This is a genomic window from Blautia glucerasea (assembly GCF_020537505.1).
In the GTDB taxonomy this organism is placed as follows: domain Bacteria; phylum Bacillota; class Clostridia; order Lachnospirales; family Lachnospiraceae; genus Blautia_A.
Genome location: NZ_JAJBMO010000030.1, coordinates 1 through 15,097, shown reverse-complemented (window position 1 = coordinate 15,097; position 15,097 = coordinate 1). Strand labels below are relative to the sequence as shown.

17 protein-coding genes are annotated in these 15,097 nt (G+C 42.0%); 2 read left to right on the top strand and 15 right to left on the bottom strand.

Translation table 11 applies throughout. The features are described from left to right. Positions 1 to 6 precede the first annotated feature (6 nt). From LIQ05_RS17015 to LIQ05_RS17000, 4 genes are all read right to left on the bottom strand, one after another. Positions 7 to 1,932, bottom strand: coding sequence for a YgiQ family radical SAM protein (locus tag LIQ05_RS17015; protein WP_226822603.1), 1,926 nt, complete (start codon positions 1,930 to 1,932; stop codon positions 7 to 9). A 160-nt stretch (positions 1,933 to 2,092) separates the two neighbouring features. Continuing rightward, the gene (locus LIQ05_RS17010; protein ID WP_226822601.1) at positions 2,093 to 2,935 is read right to left on the bottom strand and encodes a GTP pyrophosphokinase; all 843 of its coding nucleotides are present in this window, start codon (positions 2,933 to 2,935) and stop codon (positions 2,093 to 2,095) included. A gap of 123 nt (positions 2,936 to 3,058) precedes the next feature. Beyond that, positions 3,059 to 3,892, bottom strand: coding sequence for a M23 family metallopeptidase (locus LIQ05_RS17005; protein WP_226822599.1), 834 nt, complete (start codon positions 3,890 to 3,892; stop codon positions 3,059 to 3,061). A 178-nt stretch (positions 3,893 to 4,070) separates the two neighbouring features. Continuing rightward, the gene (locus LIQ05_RS17000; protein ID WP_226822597.1) at positions 4,071 to 5,522 is read right to left on the bottom strand and encodes an aminoacyl-histidine dipeptidase; all 1,452 of its coding nucleotides are present in this window, start codon (positions 5,520 to 5,522) and stop codon (positions 4,071 to 4,073) included. A 145-nt stretch (positions 5,523 to 5,667) separates the two neighbouring features. Between LIQ05_RS17000 and LIQ05_RS16995 the strand changes: the two genes are divergently transcribed. Beyond that, positions 5,668 to 6,597, top strand: coding sequence for a nucleoside recognition domain-containing protein (locus LIQ05_RS16995; protein WP_226822596.1), 930 nt, complete (start codon positions 5,668 to 5,670; stop codon positions 6,595 to 6,597). An 11-nt stretch (positions 6,598 to 6,608) separates the two neighbouring features. On the opposite strand, the gene LIQ05_RS16990 is transcribed toward LIQ05_RS16995, so the two are convergent. The 7 genes from LIQ05_RS16990 to LIQ05_RS16960 all read right to left on the bottom strand — a co-directional run bounded on the left by LIQ05_RS16990 (position 6,609) and on the right by LIQ05_RS16960 (position 10,782). Continuing rightward, a complete protein-coding gene (locus LIQ05_RS16990) occupies positions 6,609 to 7,244 on the bottom strand; it encodes an ATPase (RefSeq protein ID WP_226822594.1) in 636 nt (211 codons plus the stop codon). Between the two features lie 17 nt (positions 7,245 to 7,261). Beyond that, positions 7,262 to 7,750, bottom strand: a complete 489-nt coding sequence (coaD, locus tag LIQ05_RS16985; protein WP_226822593.1) for a pantetheine-phosphate adenylyltransferase — start codon at positions 7,748 to 7,750, stop codon at positions 7,262 to 7,264. Between the two features lie 9 nt (positions 7,751 to 7,759). Beyond that, the gene (gene rsmD, locus LIQ05_RS16980) at positions 7,760 to 8,314 is read right to left on the bottom strand and encodes a 16S rRNA (guanine(966)-N(2))-methyltransferase RsmD (protein WP_226822592.1); all 555 of its coding nucleotides are present in this window, start codon (positions 8,312 to 8,314) and stop codon (positions 7,760 to 7,762) included. Then, the gene (locus LIQ05_RS16975; RefSeq protein WP_021926957.1) at positions 8,311 to 8,706 is read right to left on the bottom strand and encodes a methylglyoxal synthase; all 396 of its coding nucleotides are present in this window, start codon (positions 8,704 to 8,706) and stop codon (positions 8,311 to 8,313) included. Before LIQ05_RS16975 ends, rsmD begins: the two co-directional genes overlap by 4 nt. Positions 8,707 to 9,111: 405 nt before the next feature. Next, positions 9,112 to 9,402: a hypothetical protein gene (locus LIQ05_RS16970; RefSeq protein ID WP_226822590.1), complete on the bottom strand. Its 291-nt coding sequence runs from the start codon at positions 9,400 to 9,402 to the stop codon at positions 9,112 to 9,114. Positions 9,403 to 9,519: 117 nt separating this feature from the next. Next, a complete protein-coding gene (gene trxB / locus LIQ05_RS16965; RefSeq protein ID WP_226822588.1) occupies positions 9,520 to 10,443 on the bottom strand; it encodes a thioredoxin-disulfide reductase in 924 nt (307 codons plus the stop codon). A gap of 15 nt (positions 10,444 to 10,458) precedes the next feature. Beyond that, entirely contained in the window at positions 10,459 to 10,782 is a 324-nt protein-coding gene (locus tag LIQ05_RS16960; RefSeq protein ID WP_226822645.1) for a thioredoxin family protein, read from the bottom strand. Positions 10,783 to 10,948: 166 nt separating this feature from the next. On the opposite strand from LIQ05_RS16960, the gene LIQ05_RS16955 reads away from it, so the two are divergent. Further along, complete coding sequence (locus tag LIQ05_RS16955; protein ID WP_044951848.1) at positions 10,949 to 11,632, top strand: Crp/Fnr family transcriptional regulator; 684 nt, start codon at positions 10,949 to 10,951, stop codon at positions 11,630 to 11,632. A 120-nt stretch (positions 11,633 to 11,752) separates the two neighbouring features. Here the strand turns inward: LIQ05_RS16955 and LIQ05_RS16950 are convergent, their stop codons facing one another. The 4 genes from LIQ05_RS16950 to LIQ05_RS16935 form a co-directional block, all read right to left on the bottom strand. Then, the gene (locus LIQ05_RS16950; protein WP_226822586.1) at positions 11,753 to 13,444 is read right to left on the bottom strand and encodes an FAD-dependent oxidoreductase; all 1,692 of its coding nucleotides are present in this window, start codon (positions 13,442 to 13,444) and stop codon (positions 11,753 to 11,755) included. Position 13,445: 1 nt separating this feature from the next. Next, positions 13,446 to 13,766 carry a rhodanese-like domain-containing protein gene (locus LIQ05_RS16945; RefSeq protein ID WP_005421613.1) on the bottom strand — a complete coding sequence of 107 codons (321 nt, stop codon included), beginning with the start codon at positions 13,764 to 13,766 and terminating at the stop codon, positions 13,446 to 13,448. A 12-nt stretch (positions 13,767 to 13,778) separates the two neighbouring features. Further along, positions 13,779 to 14,084, bottom strand: a complete 306-nt coding sequence (trxA, locus tag LIQ05_RS16940; protein WP_226822584.1) for a thioredoxin — start codon at positions 14,082 to 14,084, stop codon at positions 13,779 to 13,781. 92 nt (positions 14,085 to 14,176) lie between these two features. After that, positions 14,177 to 14,923, bottom strand: a complete 747-nt coding sequence (locus LIQ05_RS16935; protein ID WP_005421611.1) for an SDR family NAD(P)-dependent oxidoreductase — start codon at positions 14,921 to 14,923, stop codon at positions 14,177 to 14,179. Positions 14,924 to 15,097 lie beyond the last annotated feature (174 nt).

Sequence of the window (15,097 nt, the reverse complement as noted above, 5' to 3'; positions counted from 1 at the left end):
ACACTCCTATTTCTGTTTTTTTCTTGTGTGATTGTTGCGGATGGTTTTTCTGGGGGCAGGGACACGATTCCCTGTACTATGTCTTGAAGTTTTACTGCGTCCGGAATTTTCAGGATATCTGTCTCCGCCATGACCTTCCCGGATCGGTCTAATCAGGCATTTTTCCCCATATCCAACCAGATCCATGCGTCCTGCAATTTTCAAGCCCTCCAACACCAGCTCTCTGTTGGCTGGATTTTTATACTGCATCAGGGCGCGCTGAATAGATTTCTCATGGGCGTTCTTAGGCACATAGACCTTCTCGCCCGTAAGCGGATGGATACCCGTATAATACATACAAGTGGATAAGGTAGATGGTGTGGGATAAAAATCCTGCACCTGTTCCGGAGTAAAGCCAAGCTCACGGACATACTCCGCCAGCTTTACCGCTTCCTTCATAGTACATCCCGGGTGGGAGGACATGAAATAGGGAACTGCAAACTGCTGCAATCCGGCTTTCTGATTCGCTTTATCAAATTCCTCTAAAAACTTCTGGTATACTTCATGAGACGGCTTTCCCATATATTTCAGCACCTGGTTTGAAACATGCTCCGGTGCCACACGAAGCTGTCCGCTTACGTGATATTTGGCAAGCTCATTGAGAAAGGTCTTGTCTGGATCTGCCAGCACATAATCAAACCGGACCCCGGACCGGACAAATACCTTTTTTACCTTTGGAAGATTACGCAGCTTTCGAAGAAGGGACACGTAATCTTTGTGGTCGGCAGTCAGATTCTTACAGGGCTCCGGAAACAGGCAATGCCGGTTCTTACAAACGCCCCTGGTCAGCTGCTTCTGGCAGGAGGGCTGGCGGAAATCTGCGGTAGGTCCGCCTACATCATGGATATAGCCCTTGAAATCCTTCTCTTCTGTCATGTGAACAGCTTCTTTTAGAATGGATTCGTGGCTTCTGGTCTGCAGGATTCTTCCCTGATGGAAGGTTAGGGCACAAAAGCTGCAGCTTCCGAAGCAGCCCCGGTTGCTGGTAAGACTGAACCTGATCTCCTCCAGTGCCGGGATCCCGCCGTCTTTTTCATACATGGGATGATAGCTTCCTACATAAGGAAGATCATATACATCATCCATTTCATTCTGGGTAAGGGGAAGGGCTGGCGGATTCTGGATCACATATCCCTTATTTCCATAAGACTCTGCCATGGTTCCTGCTGTAAACGGATCCGTATTCTGATACTGGATGGCAAAGCTTTTGGCATAAGACATCTTGTCCTCTTTTACTGCCTCGTAAGAGGGAAGCACAATGGGGGCATAGGCGCGGGACAGATCTTTACACTTGTAAACCGTACCTGCCACATAAGTGATCTCCGCCACAGGAATGCCGCTGTCAAGAGCCTCTGCAATTTCAATTATGGAATGCTCTCCCATCCCGTAGGAGATCAGATCGGCACCGGAATCTATAAGAATGCTGTGCTTTACCTTATTTTCCCAGTAATCGTAGTGTGCCATCCGCCTGAGACTTGCCTCGATTCCCCCAAGAATAATAGGAGTTTTCTTAAAAGTCTGACGAATGAGATTACTGTATACGATTACGGCCCGGTCCGGGCGCAGACCCATTTTACCGCCAGGAGAATAGGAATCCTTCTGGCGGTGCTTCTTCGCAACGGTATAATGATTTACCATGGAGTCCATATTGCCTGCGCTTACAAGGAATCCAAGACGAGGCTCCCCAAGTACGGCTATGCTCTCTTTGCGTCTCCAGTCCGGCTGGGGGATGATTCCCACCTTGTAGCCCCGGCTCTCCAGAAGACGGCTGATGATGGCTGTTCCAAACGAGGAATGATCCACGTAAGCGTCTCCTGTCACGTAGACAAAATCCAACTGCTCCCAGCCTCTGGCCTCCATATCTTTTTTTGTAACTGGTAAAAATTGTGACATCTATATTTTTCTCCTATGTACTGCCCTGCTTCTATCCGCCTGTGGATGCTAAAACGCGAATGGACTGGACAGTCATGTATTATCGGGGTTTCTGTGAACTTTTTCACAAAAAACACTTCGTGGAATATTACCAGCGAACAGTAACATTTTTCGGACAGCTTTACGAAATACAGCTCTTACCCGGCTGGTGTCCGACCTCATGGTAGACAGCCTGGGCACGGTAGCCTTCCGCAATAATATCCAGCTGTCTGTGAAAACGCTCCAACTGTTTCAGATCCTTGGTATGGAAAACCCTGAGAAATTCCGTCTGGATCTTAATCACCTCCCGCTCGCTGGATACACGGTAAAGGTTCTCTATATTATTGAGAATATCTTTCACAAGATTCGACTGCATCTGTGAAGAATTCTGAGCATCCATAATCTCATTTCGAACAGAGGACATCTCCTGATCCAACAGAATAATGGCATTTGCCGCATTGGTCAGACGATCTGCCACATGAGGCGGCATGTCTCCTTTATACTTGTACTGAAGAGAATGCTCAATGGTAGCCCAGAAGTCCATTGCCATGGTACGGATCTGAATCTCCGCCTGCAGCTTTCGGGGACCATTTAAGGTTTCCACCGTATAATAAATGATCAGATGAAGACTTCTGTAACCGCTCTGCTTCACATGCTTCAGATAATTCTTCTCGCTTTTGATGGTCATATCAGACCGATTCTGGATCAGAGACGCTACTGTCTCAATATCTTCCTCAAACTGACAGATAATGCGGATTCCAGCAATGTCTTCTACTTCCTCCTCCATGCGCTCCATGGGAATATGCTTGCGCTGCATTTTCTCCAGGATGCTGGATACGCTCTTCACACGTCCGCTTACCTGTTCAATGGGGGAATACAGATCATTTTCTCTGTGTTCACTGATAATGTGCTCAAATTTGACGATCAGTTCCCTGACCGCCAGCTCGTAGGGGCATAAAATGCTTCTCCATAACTGTATTTCCATATAATTCGCTCCTTACCGGATATGGGCAAAATAACAGAGCCTATAAAATCTGTTCTGCTGCTAAATATTGTTGAGCTGCCCATATGTCTAATTATTATAGCATATATTTCGAAAAAATTGTTATCAATATGTATACTTTTTTACTTTTTTCTCCATGGCACGTAAAACATAGTAAGGGTTCACACTCAGCTCCTCTTTTCCCTTTGGATTTACATAGATTCCAAGATGAAGATGGACTGGAAATTTTCCAGAAGTGCCTTCCTCTCCATATCCGGTATTCCCCATAAATCCAAGGATCTGTCCGGCCTCCACCGTTTCTCCTATCTGGAAATTTTTTTCATAGGATTCCAGATGTGCATAATAAAAATACCCACCATGGGAAGAACGGATCCCGATCCGATATCCCCCAAGAGGAAGCCATCCGATTTTTTCTATGCTGCCAGAAGTCATAGATATCACAGGATAAAATCCGGACTGAGAAATTGTGCCAAAGAGATCACAGCCTTCGTGCTTCCGGCTTCCACCATAGCTTCGGTCAGCCCCAAAGGTGTTTTCATAAAAAATCTCTTCTTCTATTTCTCCATCTGCCCTGACAGGAATGGGAAACGTTTCCAAATCTTTCCAGACAGCCAGGTAACAGCTTCTCAGATCATAATAGTCTTCGGGCTTGAAGCGCAGGTAAGCTTCATTGTTCCGGGAAAGACGTCTTGGAAAAAATTTTCCATTTAACATAGTTGCAGTAAGAAGATCAGCAAATTCCCTGTCCGGATATTCTTTTTCGTCAAGCTGCGCATAAAGCTCAGGTCTCAGGGCCTGTTCCCGGAAGGCTTCTGTAAAACAGGTATCCGAATTTAACAGGGAAGTCTGGCTTCTTTGCTGAATAAAATTCTGAAGCAAGGTAAGTGACAGCAGGAGAAAAAGAAGAAGGAGCAGATATTTTCCGGTCTTTCTTTTCATGGCATTTCCTCTCTTAAACATATGGGAAACTATAGGGTGAATTTTTTACCCTCAGATAATATATGGGAAAATAAAAAAAATAGAACAAAAAAATCAGCTGCACTGAAAATATGTAGTACAGCTGGTTTGTATGAGGATAATTCCATAGATTAGAGCGTGTTTGCAGACAATAAAAACATCAGTCCTTCAAGGCTTCCAGAACCTTCACCAGGTACTCCCAGACACGTTTTACAGATGGCATGTCCAGGCGTTCTTCGTAGGTGTGAATATCCAGGATGTTCGGACCAAGGGAAGTACAATCCAACCCTTCCATTCTCTCATAGAAAAGGCCACATTCCAGTCCGGCGTGGATGGCAACTACCTGCAGATCCTGGTGATACATCTCCTTGTAAACTTCAACCATTTTATCACGAAGTCCGGAATCCTTGCGGTATTCCCAGGCTGGATAATTTCCCTCCGTATCATACTCGCCGCCAAGAAATTCGCTGAGATACTGAATTTTGTGGGAAAGGGCCTCTTTTGCAGAACCAACGGAACTTCGGATACTTGTCTGCACAAATAATTCGTCCCGGTACAGCTTCATAATTCCAGGGTTGCAGGAGGTTTCTACCAGCCCCTCAATGGTACCGCTCATTTTCTTCACTCCAAAAGGAAGGTTCATAAGGAAGAAAATCACCTTTTCCTGGCTGGTTGGGTGAAGAACCTCTGCATCTTCATTGCCCTCTTTTGTTACCTGAATGGTAATGTTCTCATCAGAGCCTGCATATTCTTCCCGAAAAGCAGCCTGCATTTTCTCTGCCTGGGAAGTGACCAGGGAAACCTCTTCTGGCAGGACCAGAAGTGCTGCGGTACATTCTCTTGGAATGGCATTATCCTTCAGACCGCCTTCCAGGTCCTTCAGGGCATAGCCGCAGATTCTGCCAAGCTCATAAAGAAACTGTCCAATAAGAATATTGGCGCTTGCCCGGCTTTTGTGGATTTCTGCACCGGAATGCCCACCGGTAAGACCAGTAATTTTTACAGATACTTTTTCGCCAGAGGCTTTTACCCTCTGTACCGGAAGATAAGAATTGCCGCTTACGCCGCCTGCACAGCTCACCCAGAGGCGGCCCTCTTCTTCAGAATCCAGATTGATCATCCTTCTGCCCTTTAATACGCTGCAGTCGAATCCATCTGCGCCAAGAAGTCCGATCTCCTCGTCAACTGTAAAAACAACTTCCAGTGCCGGATGGCTTAAATCAGTACTGTCAAGGATTGCCAGCCCGTAAGCAACTGCGATTCCGTCATCTCCTCCAAGGGTGGTTCCCTCAGCAGATAAATAATCCCCATCCACTTCTAACTTCAAGCCCTCTGCCGTAAAATCATGCTCCACATCCAGGCGCTTTTCACAAACCATATCCATATGTCCCTGAAGGATTAGGGTCGGGGCATTCTCATAACCAGGGGTGGCTGGCTTATAGATTACAACGTTGTTCATCTCGTCCTGTACATATCTGAACTGATGGGCTTTGGCGAAATTCACCAGATAATCGCTGATCTGCTTTGTGTTTCCAGAACCGTGTGGAATACTGCAGATCTCTTCAAAATAATGAAAAACATTCTTCGGTTCATAATTTTCTAAAATAGCCATGTGAAATTACCTCCGGGTTTTGTATTCTTTTATGTGTTTTACGGTATTTAAATGAAAAGTTATAATATAAATTTTATATACGGCTTTTCGCTTTCAAAATATTTATCTTCAAAATAATGCAGCTTTTATAAAGTGTGAGGTTAACATGAAGAAAAAAATCTCCCTGCTTCTCATTTTTCTACTGTTGCTTTTCTTTCTATGCTTTCCAGCGGAAGCACTTGTTGCTTCCAGAGATGGACTGAAGCTGTGGCTGGAGACCTTGCTTCCCACTCTTCTGCCTTTTATGATCCTTACTGGGATTTTGGTCCATACAGATGGAATCGCAAAAATTTTACATCCAATTGCGCCTTTTTTCAAGACGGTTTTCGGACTTTCTCCAGGGGGAACATATGTCTTTCTTCTTGGACTGCTTACCGGTTATCCTATGGGTGCAAAATTAGCGGCAGACCTGTATTATGCCGGGAAAATCAGCCGTCAGGAAACCGAGTATCTTTTAACCTTTTGCAACAACCCAAGCCCTGCATTTCTGATCACCTATGTAGGGCAGATCTGCCTGGAAGGACAGATAAAGACCAGCGTGCTTGTGGGGATTTTGTTGCTGGCAGATATGATCTGTATGTGTTTTTTTCGTTTTGTGTTATATGAAAAACATTCTGCCCCATCCTTTTATCCCGAATGCAAAAGCCCCATAGCTCAAACTACAGCCGGGCTTCTTGATTCTGTGATTATGAACAGCTTTGAGACAATGACAAAATTAGGAGGCTATATTCTGCTGTTCTCCATCCTTTCAGCAGCTATCGGACATTTCTGGTTTCTGCCGGAAACGGGAAAATATCTTTTCCTTGGAACACTGGAAATAACCACCGGACTTCACGGTCTTTTGCTATCTGGTTTTCCCTATCCATTGCGTATGCTCCTGGCCCTTTGTATGAGTGCATTCGGTGGGATCTGTATAATGGCACAAACAAAAAGCGTACTTGGAAAGGAGATCTCCCTTCACCTGTACGCTTCTGCAAAATGTATGAACACAGCAATCACAGCTGTGCTTACACTTATATTCTTATGTCTGCTATAAATGCAACAGAATTAGTTGTCTCCAAGCTCGTCCAGAAGCGCCTCATCTTCCTTGGAAGCCTCTGTGTCTGCCGGCTGATAGGAACCAGACATAGCTGCAGCCTGAGCAGTCTGCGGTGCAAGTTCCTGACGATTGTGGTTTACAACATCCATGCAAGTTTGAAGAGCATCAATAAATCCCTTATACTTGCCGCCTGCATCCTCAAGAGTCTGGGTAAGTACGGAACCGATATTCGCCATCATGTCGTCTGTATAGGTGATGGCGCTAAGACGAATGCTGTTGGCATCCTGTGTAGCGGAATCCAGGATCTCCTGTGCCTGACGGTTCGCTGCATTGATGGTCTCGTTTGCCTGTGCATACGCCTTCTGCATGATCTCATGCTGGGTAACAAGCTCCTGAGCTTTGTTCTGTGCATCTGCGATCAGGGCATCAGCCTTGGTCTGTGCATCCTCGAGGATAGCATCCTTATTGCTGATGATCTTCTGATAACGCTTGATCTCGTCTGGTGTCTTAAGACGAAGCTCACGAAGTAGCTCCTCGATTTCTTCCTTATTTACTACAATCTTAGTTGTAGAAAGTGGCTGATATTTACAGCTGTCTACATACTCTTCGATTTCTTCAATGATCTGTTCAATTCTGCTGCTCATAGTAAACTCTCCTTATTCTATTTCTTCAAATCGTGCATCTTTTTCTTAACAGCTTCGGTAATTTCCGGCGGAGCAAATTTACCCAGATCGCCATCATAGCCTGCTACCTCTTTCATAATGGTAGAACTAAGGTATGCGTATTCCAGGCTTGTCGTCAGAAACACGGTGTCAATATCCGGAGCAAGTACCCGATTGGTCTGTGCCATCTGAAGTTCAAACTCAAAATCTGTTACTGCCCGGAGCCCACGCACGATTACCTGTGCATGATTTTCTCTGGCAAAATTTACAGAAAGACCTTCAAATGCCTTGATTTCTACATTCTCCATGTCTTTCGTTGCCTTTTCTAGTATATTAACACGTTCTTCCACAGAAAACAACGGACTTTTTGCAGAATTATGCAAAACGCCCACGATTACTTTGTCGAAAGAGACGCTTGCCCGCTTGATTATGTCCAGATGTCCGTATGTGGCCGGATCAAAACTTCCTGGATAAACAGCTATTACCATGTGTTTTTCTCACTTTCCCCGACATAAAAAGATATGCTTATTGGTTTTGTATTCTTTGGAACGCAACTGTCTGTAACCAAGGTCTTCCACATAGCTAAAATCTGTGGCCAGATCTGCTTCTATGATGATCAGTGTGTTCTCATCCAGAATACAGCTGTCCTGGAGATATTCCAGAACCTGGCGCTCCAGCTCATGGTTATATGGAGGATCCATAAATATGCAGTCGAAAACGCCCTTTCCTTCTAAGGAACGAAGGGCCTGCAGCACGTCCATGTTCAGCAGTTTACCACTATCTGCAAGTTTTGTAAATGTAAGATTTTCTCTTATGCAGGTACATGCCTTGGGATTTTTCTCAACAAAAACAGCCTGAGCAGCTCCACGGCTTAATGCTTCGATGCCGATCGCGCCGCTTCCGCTGAACAGATCAAGAAATCGACAGTCCAGAAGTTCAGGCTGAAGAATATTAAAAAGAGTTTCTTTGATGCGGTCTGTGGTGGGGCGTGTCTCCATGCCCGGTACAGTTTTCAGGTTTAGTCGTCTTGCTTTTCCTGCGATGACTCTCATTTCAGATTCAGTCTCCAATCCAGATCGCCACGGGCCAGTCCCAGGATAAGAAGTTCTGCAGTAGCGATGTTGGTCGCTACTGGAATATTATACTGGTCACAGCGCTTTACAATGGCTGTGATATCTGGCTCCTTCGGATCTATCATAACAGGATTATAGAAAAGTATTACCATATCCAGATCCTGCCGCTCTACCATTTCCATGAACTGCTTATCGCCTCCGATACTGCCTGGTAAAAACTTGTGGACATGAAGGCCGGTAGCTTCCTCAATTCGTCTTCCTGTAGTGCCGGTGGCATATACCTCATGCTTGGCCAGGATGTTCTTATAAGCGATACAGAAATCTTCAATGAGAACTTTTTTGCTATTATGTGCAATGATACCTAAATTCATAGTTTACCTCTCCCATTTCTTTCTGTTTATTGAGATAATTATAGCAAATTGACAAAAGAAGTGCAAGAAAAACGTTTGAATGTATACAAAGTTCATTATTTGTTAAGAATTTGTTTTTAAATGACGTATTGATTTTCCTGGTTTTTGTTATATTTTATTGTGCAAATCAGCTCCGTATTCTACCGCTACGTCTCATTTTTTAGCCTTATTACATGAAAATTCTTCTGTATAAGTATATGAATACGCACGATTTTCATAATTTTCGCACATTTAAAGATAAAAATTTCACAACTTCTTTTTATATGTAAAAAATAGTTATTTTTTGTATATTTTATATGAGAAGCGTATTGTTTTCAATAGTTTTCAATAATCTTCACAGCTGATTTTTGTTTGTTTACACTACTTTTACACCATTTTATTTTCCTCCAAATCATCCCAAGGTTTCAGACCCATTTCCTCCAAGGTGATACCATACGGTGCACCTCCGGAGGTATAACCGGCAATAAAGAAAAATCGGTCATCTTGCAAGATCTCTTCTTTAGCCAGATTATCTCTTGTTTCTTTTTTCAGTTTTGTTCTCATCTGTTGTTTCTTTTGTTTCGCAACAGCTGCTTTTTCTTCCGGTGTTTTCTTATGTTTTTTTGTCATAAGTATTTCTAGTGTAATTCCATTCTGAATGCCTTCTTTCATCAGCATAATCATTGTATCAGGATAAAGTTCACAAAGTATCCGCAATACGTTCCCATAAGTTCATGTCATTATTGAAATCGTACATATTTCAGTATAAAAAGTTCACTATTCAAATTCTGATTATTATTTCTCCATATACTCTTCTGCCATATGTACTGCCATAGCACCATCTGCCACTGCTGTTACTATCTGACGAAGTAACTTTGTTCTGACATCTCCTACAGCATAAACACCCGGAATACTCGTTTCAGTGTTTTCACCTGCCACAATATATCCTTTATTATCCAGTTCTATCTGATTATCTAAAAAATCTGTTGTCGGTTTTCTTCCTATACTCACAAACAGGCCGTCACATTCTATAATGTTTTCTTCTCCTGTAACTGTATCTTTCAACCGCACACCAGTCAATCGTTCTCCATAAATCAGTTCATTTACTGTATTATTCCATCGAAACTCTATATTTTCAGTTTTCATCAGCTGGTCATGGTAGATTTTCGTTGCACGTAATGTATCTCTACGATGAACAATGATGACTTTCTTAGCAATTCGACTTAAAAGAGCAGCATCTGATACAGCAGAATTTCCACCACCAACAACCACCACGATCTTATCTTTATAAAACATACCATCACAGGAGGCACAATAAGCAACCCCATGACCTATCAATTCTTTTTCTCTAGCGAGACCAAGTTCTCTTGGATTTGCTCCAGTAGCAATCACTACTGTTTTCCCAATATAAATTCCCGAACTAGTTTCTACTCTCTTAAGCTTTCCTGTTAAATCCATATTAAAAACTTCAGCATATTCACTTTTAGCGCCAAATTTTTCCGCCTGTTTTTGCATTTTCTCTGCCAATGAAAATCCGTCAATTCCATTTTCAAAACCAGGATAGTTATCAATCTGCCAGGTCAATGACATCTGACCACCTGCAGATAATTTTTCTAAAACAATTGTATCAAATCCTGCTCTGGCTGCGTATAATGCTGAAGTATACCCTCCAGGTCCTCCCCCCACGATAATCATATCGTAAACATGATTTTCATTCATACAGCAGTCCTCCTTTTATTTTTCCAATGCTTCATTAATAAAATTCTCTATCATTATTTTTGATTCAGGTGCAACAATAGAATCTATTGCCTTTCCATCTCGATATAAAACCAGCGTAGGAATTATCTCAATCTTTTCAGCTTCTGCAATCTGTGGTTCTTCATCAATATTTACTTTTCCAGCAATAAGAATATCGCTGTATTCTTCACTTATTTTTTCATAAGCCGCTCCAATTCTACGGCAATAACCACACCAAGGTGCCCAGAAATCAACCAAAATCGGTTTTTCCTTATGAATTAATTGTCCAAACTTTTCTTTATTTATATTTATTGATGTCATATTTTTCAACTCCTTCTCCTGTTTGAACTTAATATACCTCATAAAAAGTCTTATTTCAGTGATGATATCACAGAAAAGATAATTTACTTTATTACACTTCTTTTTATTTCTATTTATGGCATATGCCAGTTATATAATTGACGCATCTAAAAAAAGCAAGTATACTATGTTCGTAAAGGAGATAACGGTTATGAACTTCGAAAATTGTTTTCCACTATGGAATGACTTAAATACAACACAGAAAAAAATAATTTCAGACAATTTAATCACACAGTATGTAAAAAAAGGGACAATCATTCACAATGGAAACCTGGATTGCACTGGATTATTACTGGTTAAATCCGGGCAGCTTCGAACCTACATACTTTCAGATGAAGGACGAGAGATTACACTTTACCGTCTGTTCGATATGGATATGTGTCTTTTATCCGCCTCATGTATCATACGCTCCATTCAATTTGAAGTAACCATTGAAGCAGAAAAAGATACTGATCTTTGGATCATCCCTGCTGAAATCTATAAGGGCATTATGAAGGAATCTGCTCCCGTCGCAAACTATACCAATGAGTTAATAGCCACCCGCTTTTCTGATGTCATGTGGCTGATTGAACAAATCATGTGGAAGAGTTTGGATAAGCGTGTTGCTTCATTTCTTTTAGAAGAGACCTCTATCGAAGGAACAAACGAGCTGAAAATCACTCATGAGACGATTGCTAATCATCTTGGTTCCCACAGGGAAGTTATCACTCGAATGCTTCGATACTTTCAAGGCGAGGGTCTCGTCAAACTCTCCCGCGGCAAAATCACAATCCTTGATCCAAAAAGACTGGAAACACTCCAAAGGTCATAAAATTGTTTTTCTGTAACATATAAAGAAGAATCCTCCATTTATCAGAATTATGAAAGTCATTCTAATAAATGGGGGATCTTTTTATATTACGAGAAAATCATAAAAATATTATGATTATTTTTAATAATCCATACCACATGCATATGCCTTTTCAATCAGCGCACGGTCATTGACAACTGTATCATAGAAGCGGAATCCGCCGGAGAAGTTGTATGTTTCATATCCATTTCCTTCCAGAATACGACTGGCAATATAACTTCGCAGCCCACTCTGGCATATCAGGTAAACAGGCTTTCCCTTCTCAATTTCATTGATACGTTCCCTTAGTTCATCTACAGGAATGTTTTTGAATCCATCCATATGCCCCCTGTTAAATTCACCTACAGTTCTCACATCCAGCAACACAACACTTTTATCTCTAGAAATCTTATCCATATCTTCCAGATGCCATTGTTTTAAGGTACCTTTTGCTACATTGTCTATCATGAATCCTGCCATATTTACAGGATCCTTGGCAGAGGAATAAGGCGGTGCATATGCGAGATCCAAATCCTTCAGCTGGGTTGCCTTCAGCCCTGCATGGATTGCTGTTGCCAGCACATCAATACGTTTATCAACTCCTTCATATCCAATAATCTGAGCACCAAGCAAACGATAGGTCTCTTTTTCAAAAACCACCTTCATGGTCATCACTTTTCCACCAGGATAGTAACCGGCATGACTCATAGGAGAAAGAATTACTGTATCTACCTCTAATCCTGACTTTTTGGCATTGGTTTCATTGATACCTGTAGTGGCTGCAGTCATATCAAACACTTTTATAACGGAGCTTCCCTGACTGCCCAGGTAACGACTATCACCGCCACAAATATTATCAGCGATGATTCTGCCCTGTTTATTGGCTGGTCCTGCCAAAGAAATCAGCGCATCATTACCCGTAACATAATGTTTTACCTGAACTGCATCACCTGCAGCATAAATATCCGGTACAGAGGTTTCCATTCTGTCATTCACTATAATACTTTCCTTGATGCCAAGTTCCAGACCGGCTTCTTTTGCTAATACTGTGTCTGGTGTGACTCCGATTGCCAGAACTACCATATCAGCCTGAAGGGATGGATTATCTTTCAACAGGACCTCCACTCCGTTGTCTTTTTCTTTAAATCCTTCTACTGTATAGCCCAGTACCAGTTTTATCCCATGCTTTCTCATTTCATTATGGATCATGGATGCCATATCCGGGTCAAAAGGGTTCATCAGCTGCTTAGGCCGCTGGACAATCGTAACATCCATGCCAAGCTCCCTCAAATTTTCTGCCAGTTCCAGACCAATAAAACCGCCACCTGCCAATACAGCCGATTTTGGATGATTCTTATTTATATATTCCTTTATCCGAAAAGTGTCTTCTACAGTACGAAGTGTAAAAAGTTTATCAATACCTACTCCGGGAAGTCTCGGCTGTGTTGGCTTTGCACCTGGAGAGAGGATCAGCTTATCATATTTTTCTTCAAATATCTCACCATTCTCTAAATTTTTCACTGAAACCGTTTTACGTTCCGGATGTATGGAGATAACTTCATGATGAATTTTCATGTTAATACGGAAGCGTTTAAAAAAACTCTCTGGTGTCTGTAGTGTAAGTTCTTCCGGGTCTGTGATCACGTCTCCAATATAATATGGAAGTCCACAATTTGCATAGGATATGTATCCGGATCTTTCAAACACAGTAATTTCAGCATGTTCATTCAGTCTGCGTATTCTTGCTGCGGCTGTAGCTCCTCCGGCTACACCTCCTACAATTATTACCTTCATCTTATTTTTCCACCTTTCCTGAGTAAGCTGCAATGCCACCGATATTATTTACTTTAGAATATCCCATTCGTTGCAGTATCCCAGTTGCCTGGCGGCTTCGTGAACCGGAATAACAGTATACAAACAGTGGGATATCCTTATTCTTCGCTACAGAAGCAATATTGTCAAGTTGCTGCAACGGCACATTTTTACTTTCTGGTATATGTCCTTCCTGATATTCCTGCGGTGTACGTACATCCAGCAGAACTGCATCATCAGTCCTTTTATATTCTTCTATGCCTTGATTAATATTCGACTGTTTAAAGAGATCAAAAAATCCCATTAGCACACCTCCCTAAAGCATTTCTAAAATCGCATTCTTAGGTCTCGCCCCTGAAACCTGCTGTACAATCTTCCCATTCTTCATAACCACTAAAGTCGGAATGCTCATAATACTGAACTTATTTGCCAGTTCAGGCTCTTCATCTACATTAATCTTTCCAACTTTAATATCTCTACGCTCACTTGCAATCTCCTCTACAATAGGTACTACCATGCGACAAGGTGCACACCAAGATGCCCAAAAATCTAAAAGAACGGTTTTATCGGAATTCAGTACTTCGTTCTGAAAATTATTTTTATTGATATTAATAGCAGACATTTTACAGTCCTCCTTATCTTTTTCTTTTTGTAGATTTATTATAGTCTTAATTTCATTTATTTTCCGTGATTACATCACCATACCTCATTAACTTAACTTCTTGCCATACCATCTACACTTAATATAACACCTGTAATGTAACTCGCCTCATCTGAAGCAAGAAACACAAACGCATTGGCAATATCTTCTGGCTGTCCAAGACGACGCAATGGAATTCTTTCAATCATAGGTTCGATAACTTCCTTTGGCACGGCCTTCATCATATCAGTTTCTGTAATCCCAGGTGCAACAGCATTAACACGAATACCTTTAGGTCCTAGTTCTCTTGCTAATGATACAGTCAATCCGTTTACTGCAAACTTCGATGCCGGATAAGCAAACCCACTTGGCTGTCCCGAAATACTCACCATGGAAGAAGTTGAGAGAATGACCCCCTTGCCTCTTGCCACCATACATTCTGCTGCTACACGAGTAGTATTAAATACTCCTTTTACATTTAGATCCATGACTTTATCAAAAGTCTCCTCTGTATAATCCATAAATGAGGTGTTTTCTGAAATCCCTGCATTATTTACCAGTATGTCGACACATCCATATTTTTCAGTTGCCTCTTTAAAAGCCTTTCTGACAGACTCCATGCTTGCCAGATTTGGACTAATTCCAGCAACTATTGCATTGGGATATTTTTCTTTTAATTTATCTACAGCAACATCTGCCGATTCCTGTGAACTTGCTGCCAACACAACTGAAGCACCTTCCTTCAAGAATTTATCAGCTGTGGCAAATCCTATACCACGGCTTCCACCCGTAATGATTGCAACTTTATCTTTTAATCTCATTTAGACTACCTCCTTACTTTGTTTGTAGTTACATTATAAGCAAAAGGTAAATCATTTTCTGTGATATCATCACAAACTATCGCAATAAAAAACCCTGTTGCTCACACGCACCAGGGTTTCAGACTGTAGACAAAGCCCTGCTTTTGCAGGGTTTTGCTATTGTTGGAACCGCTT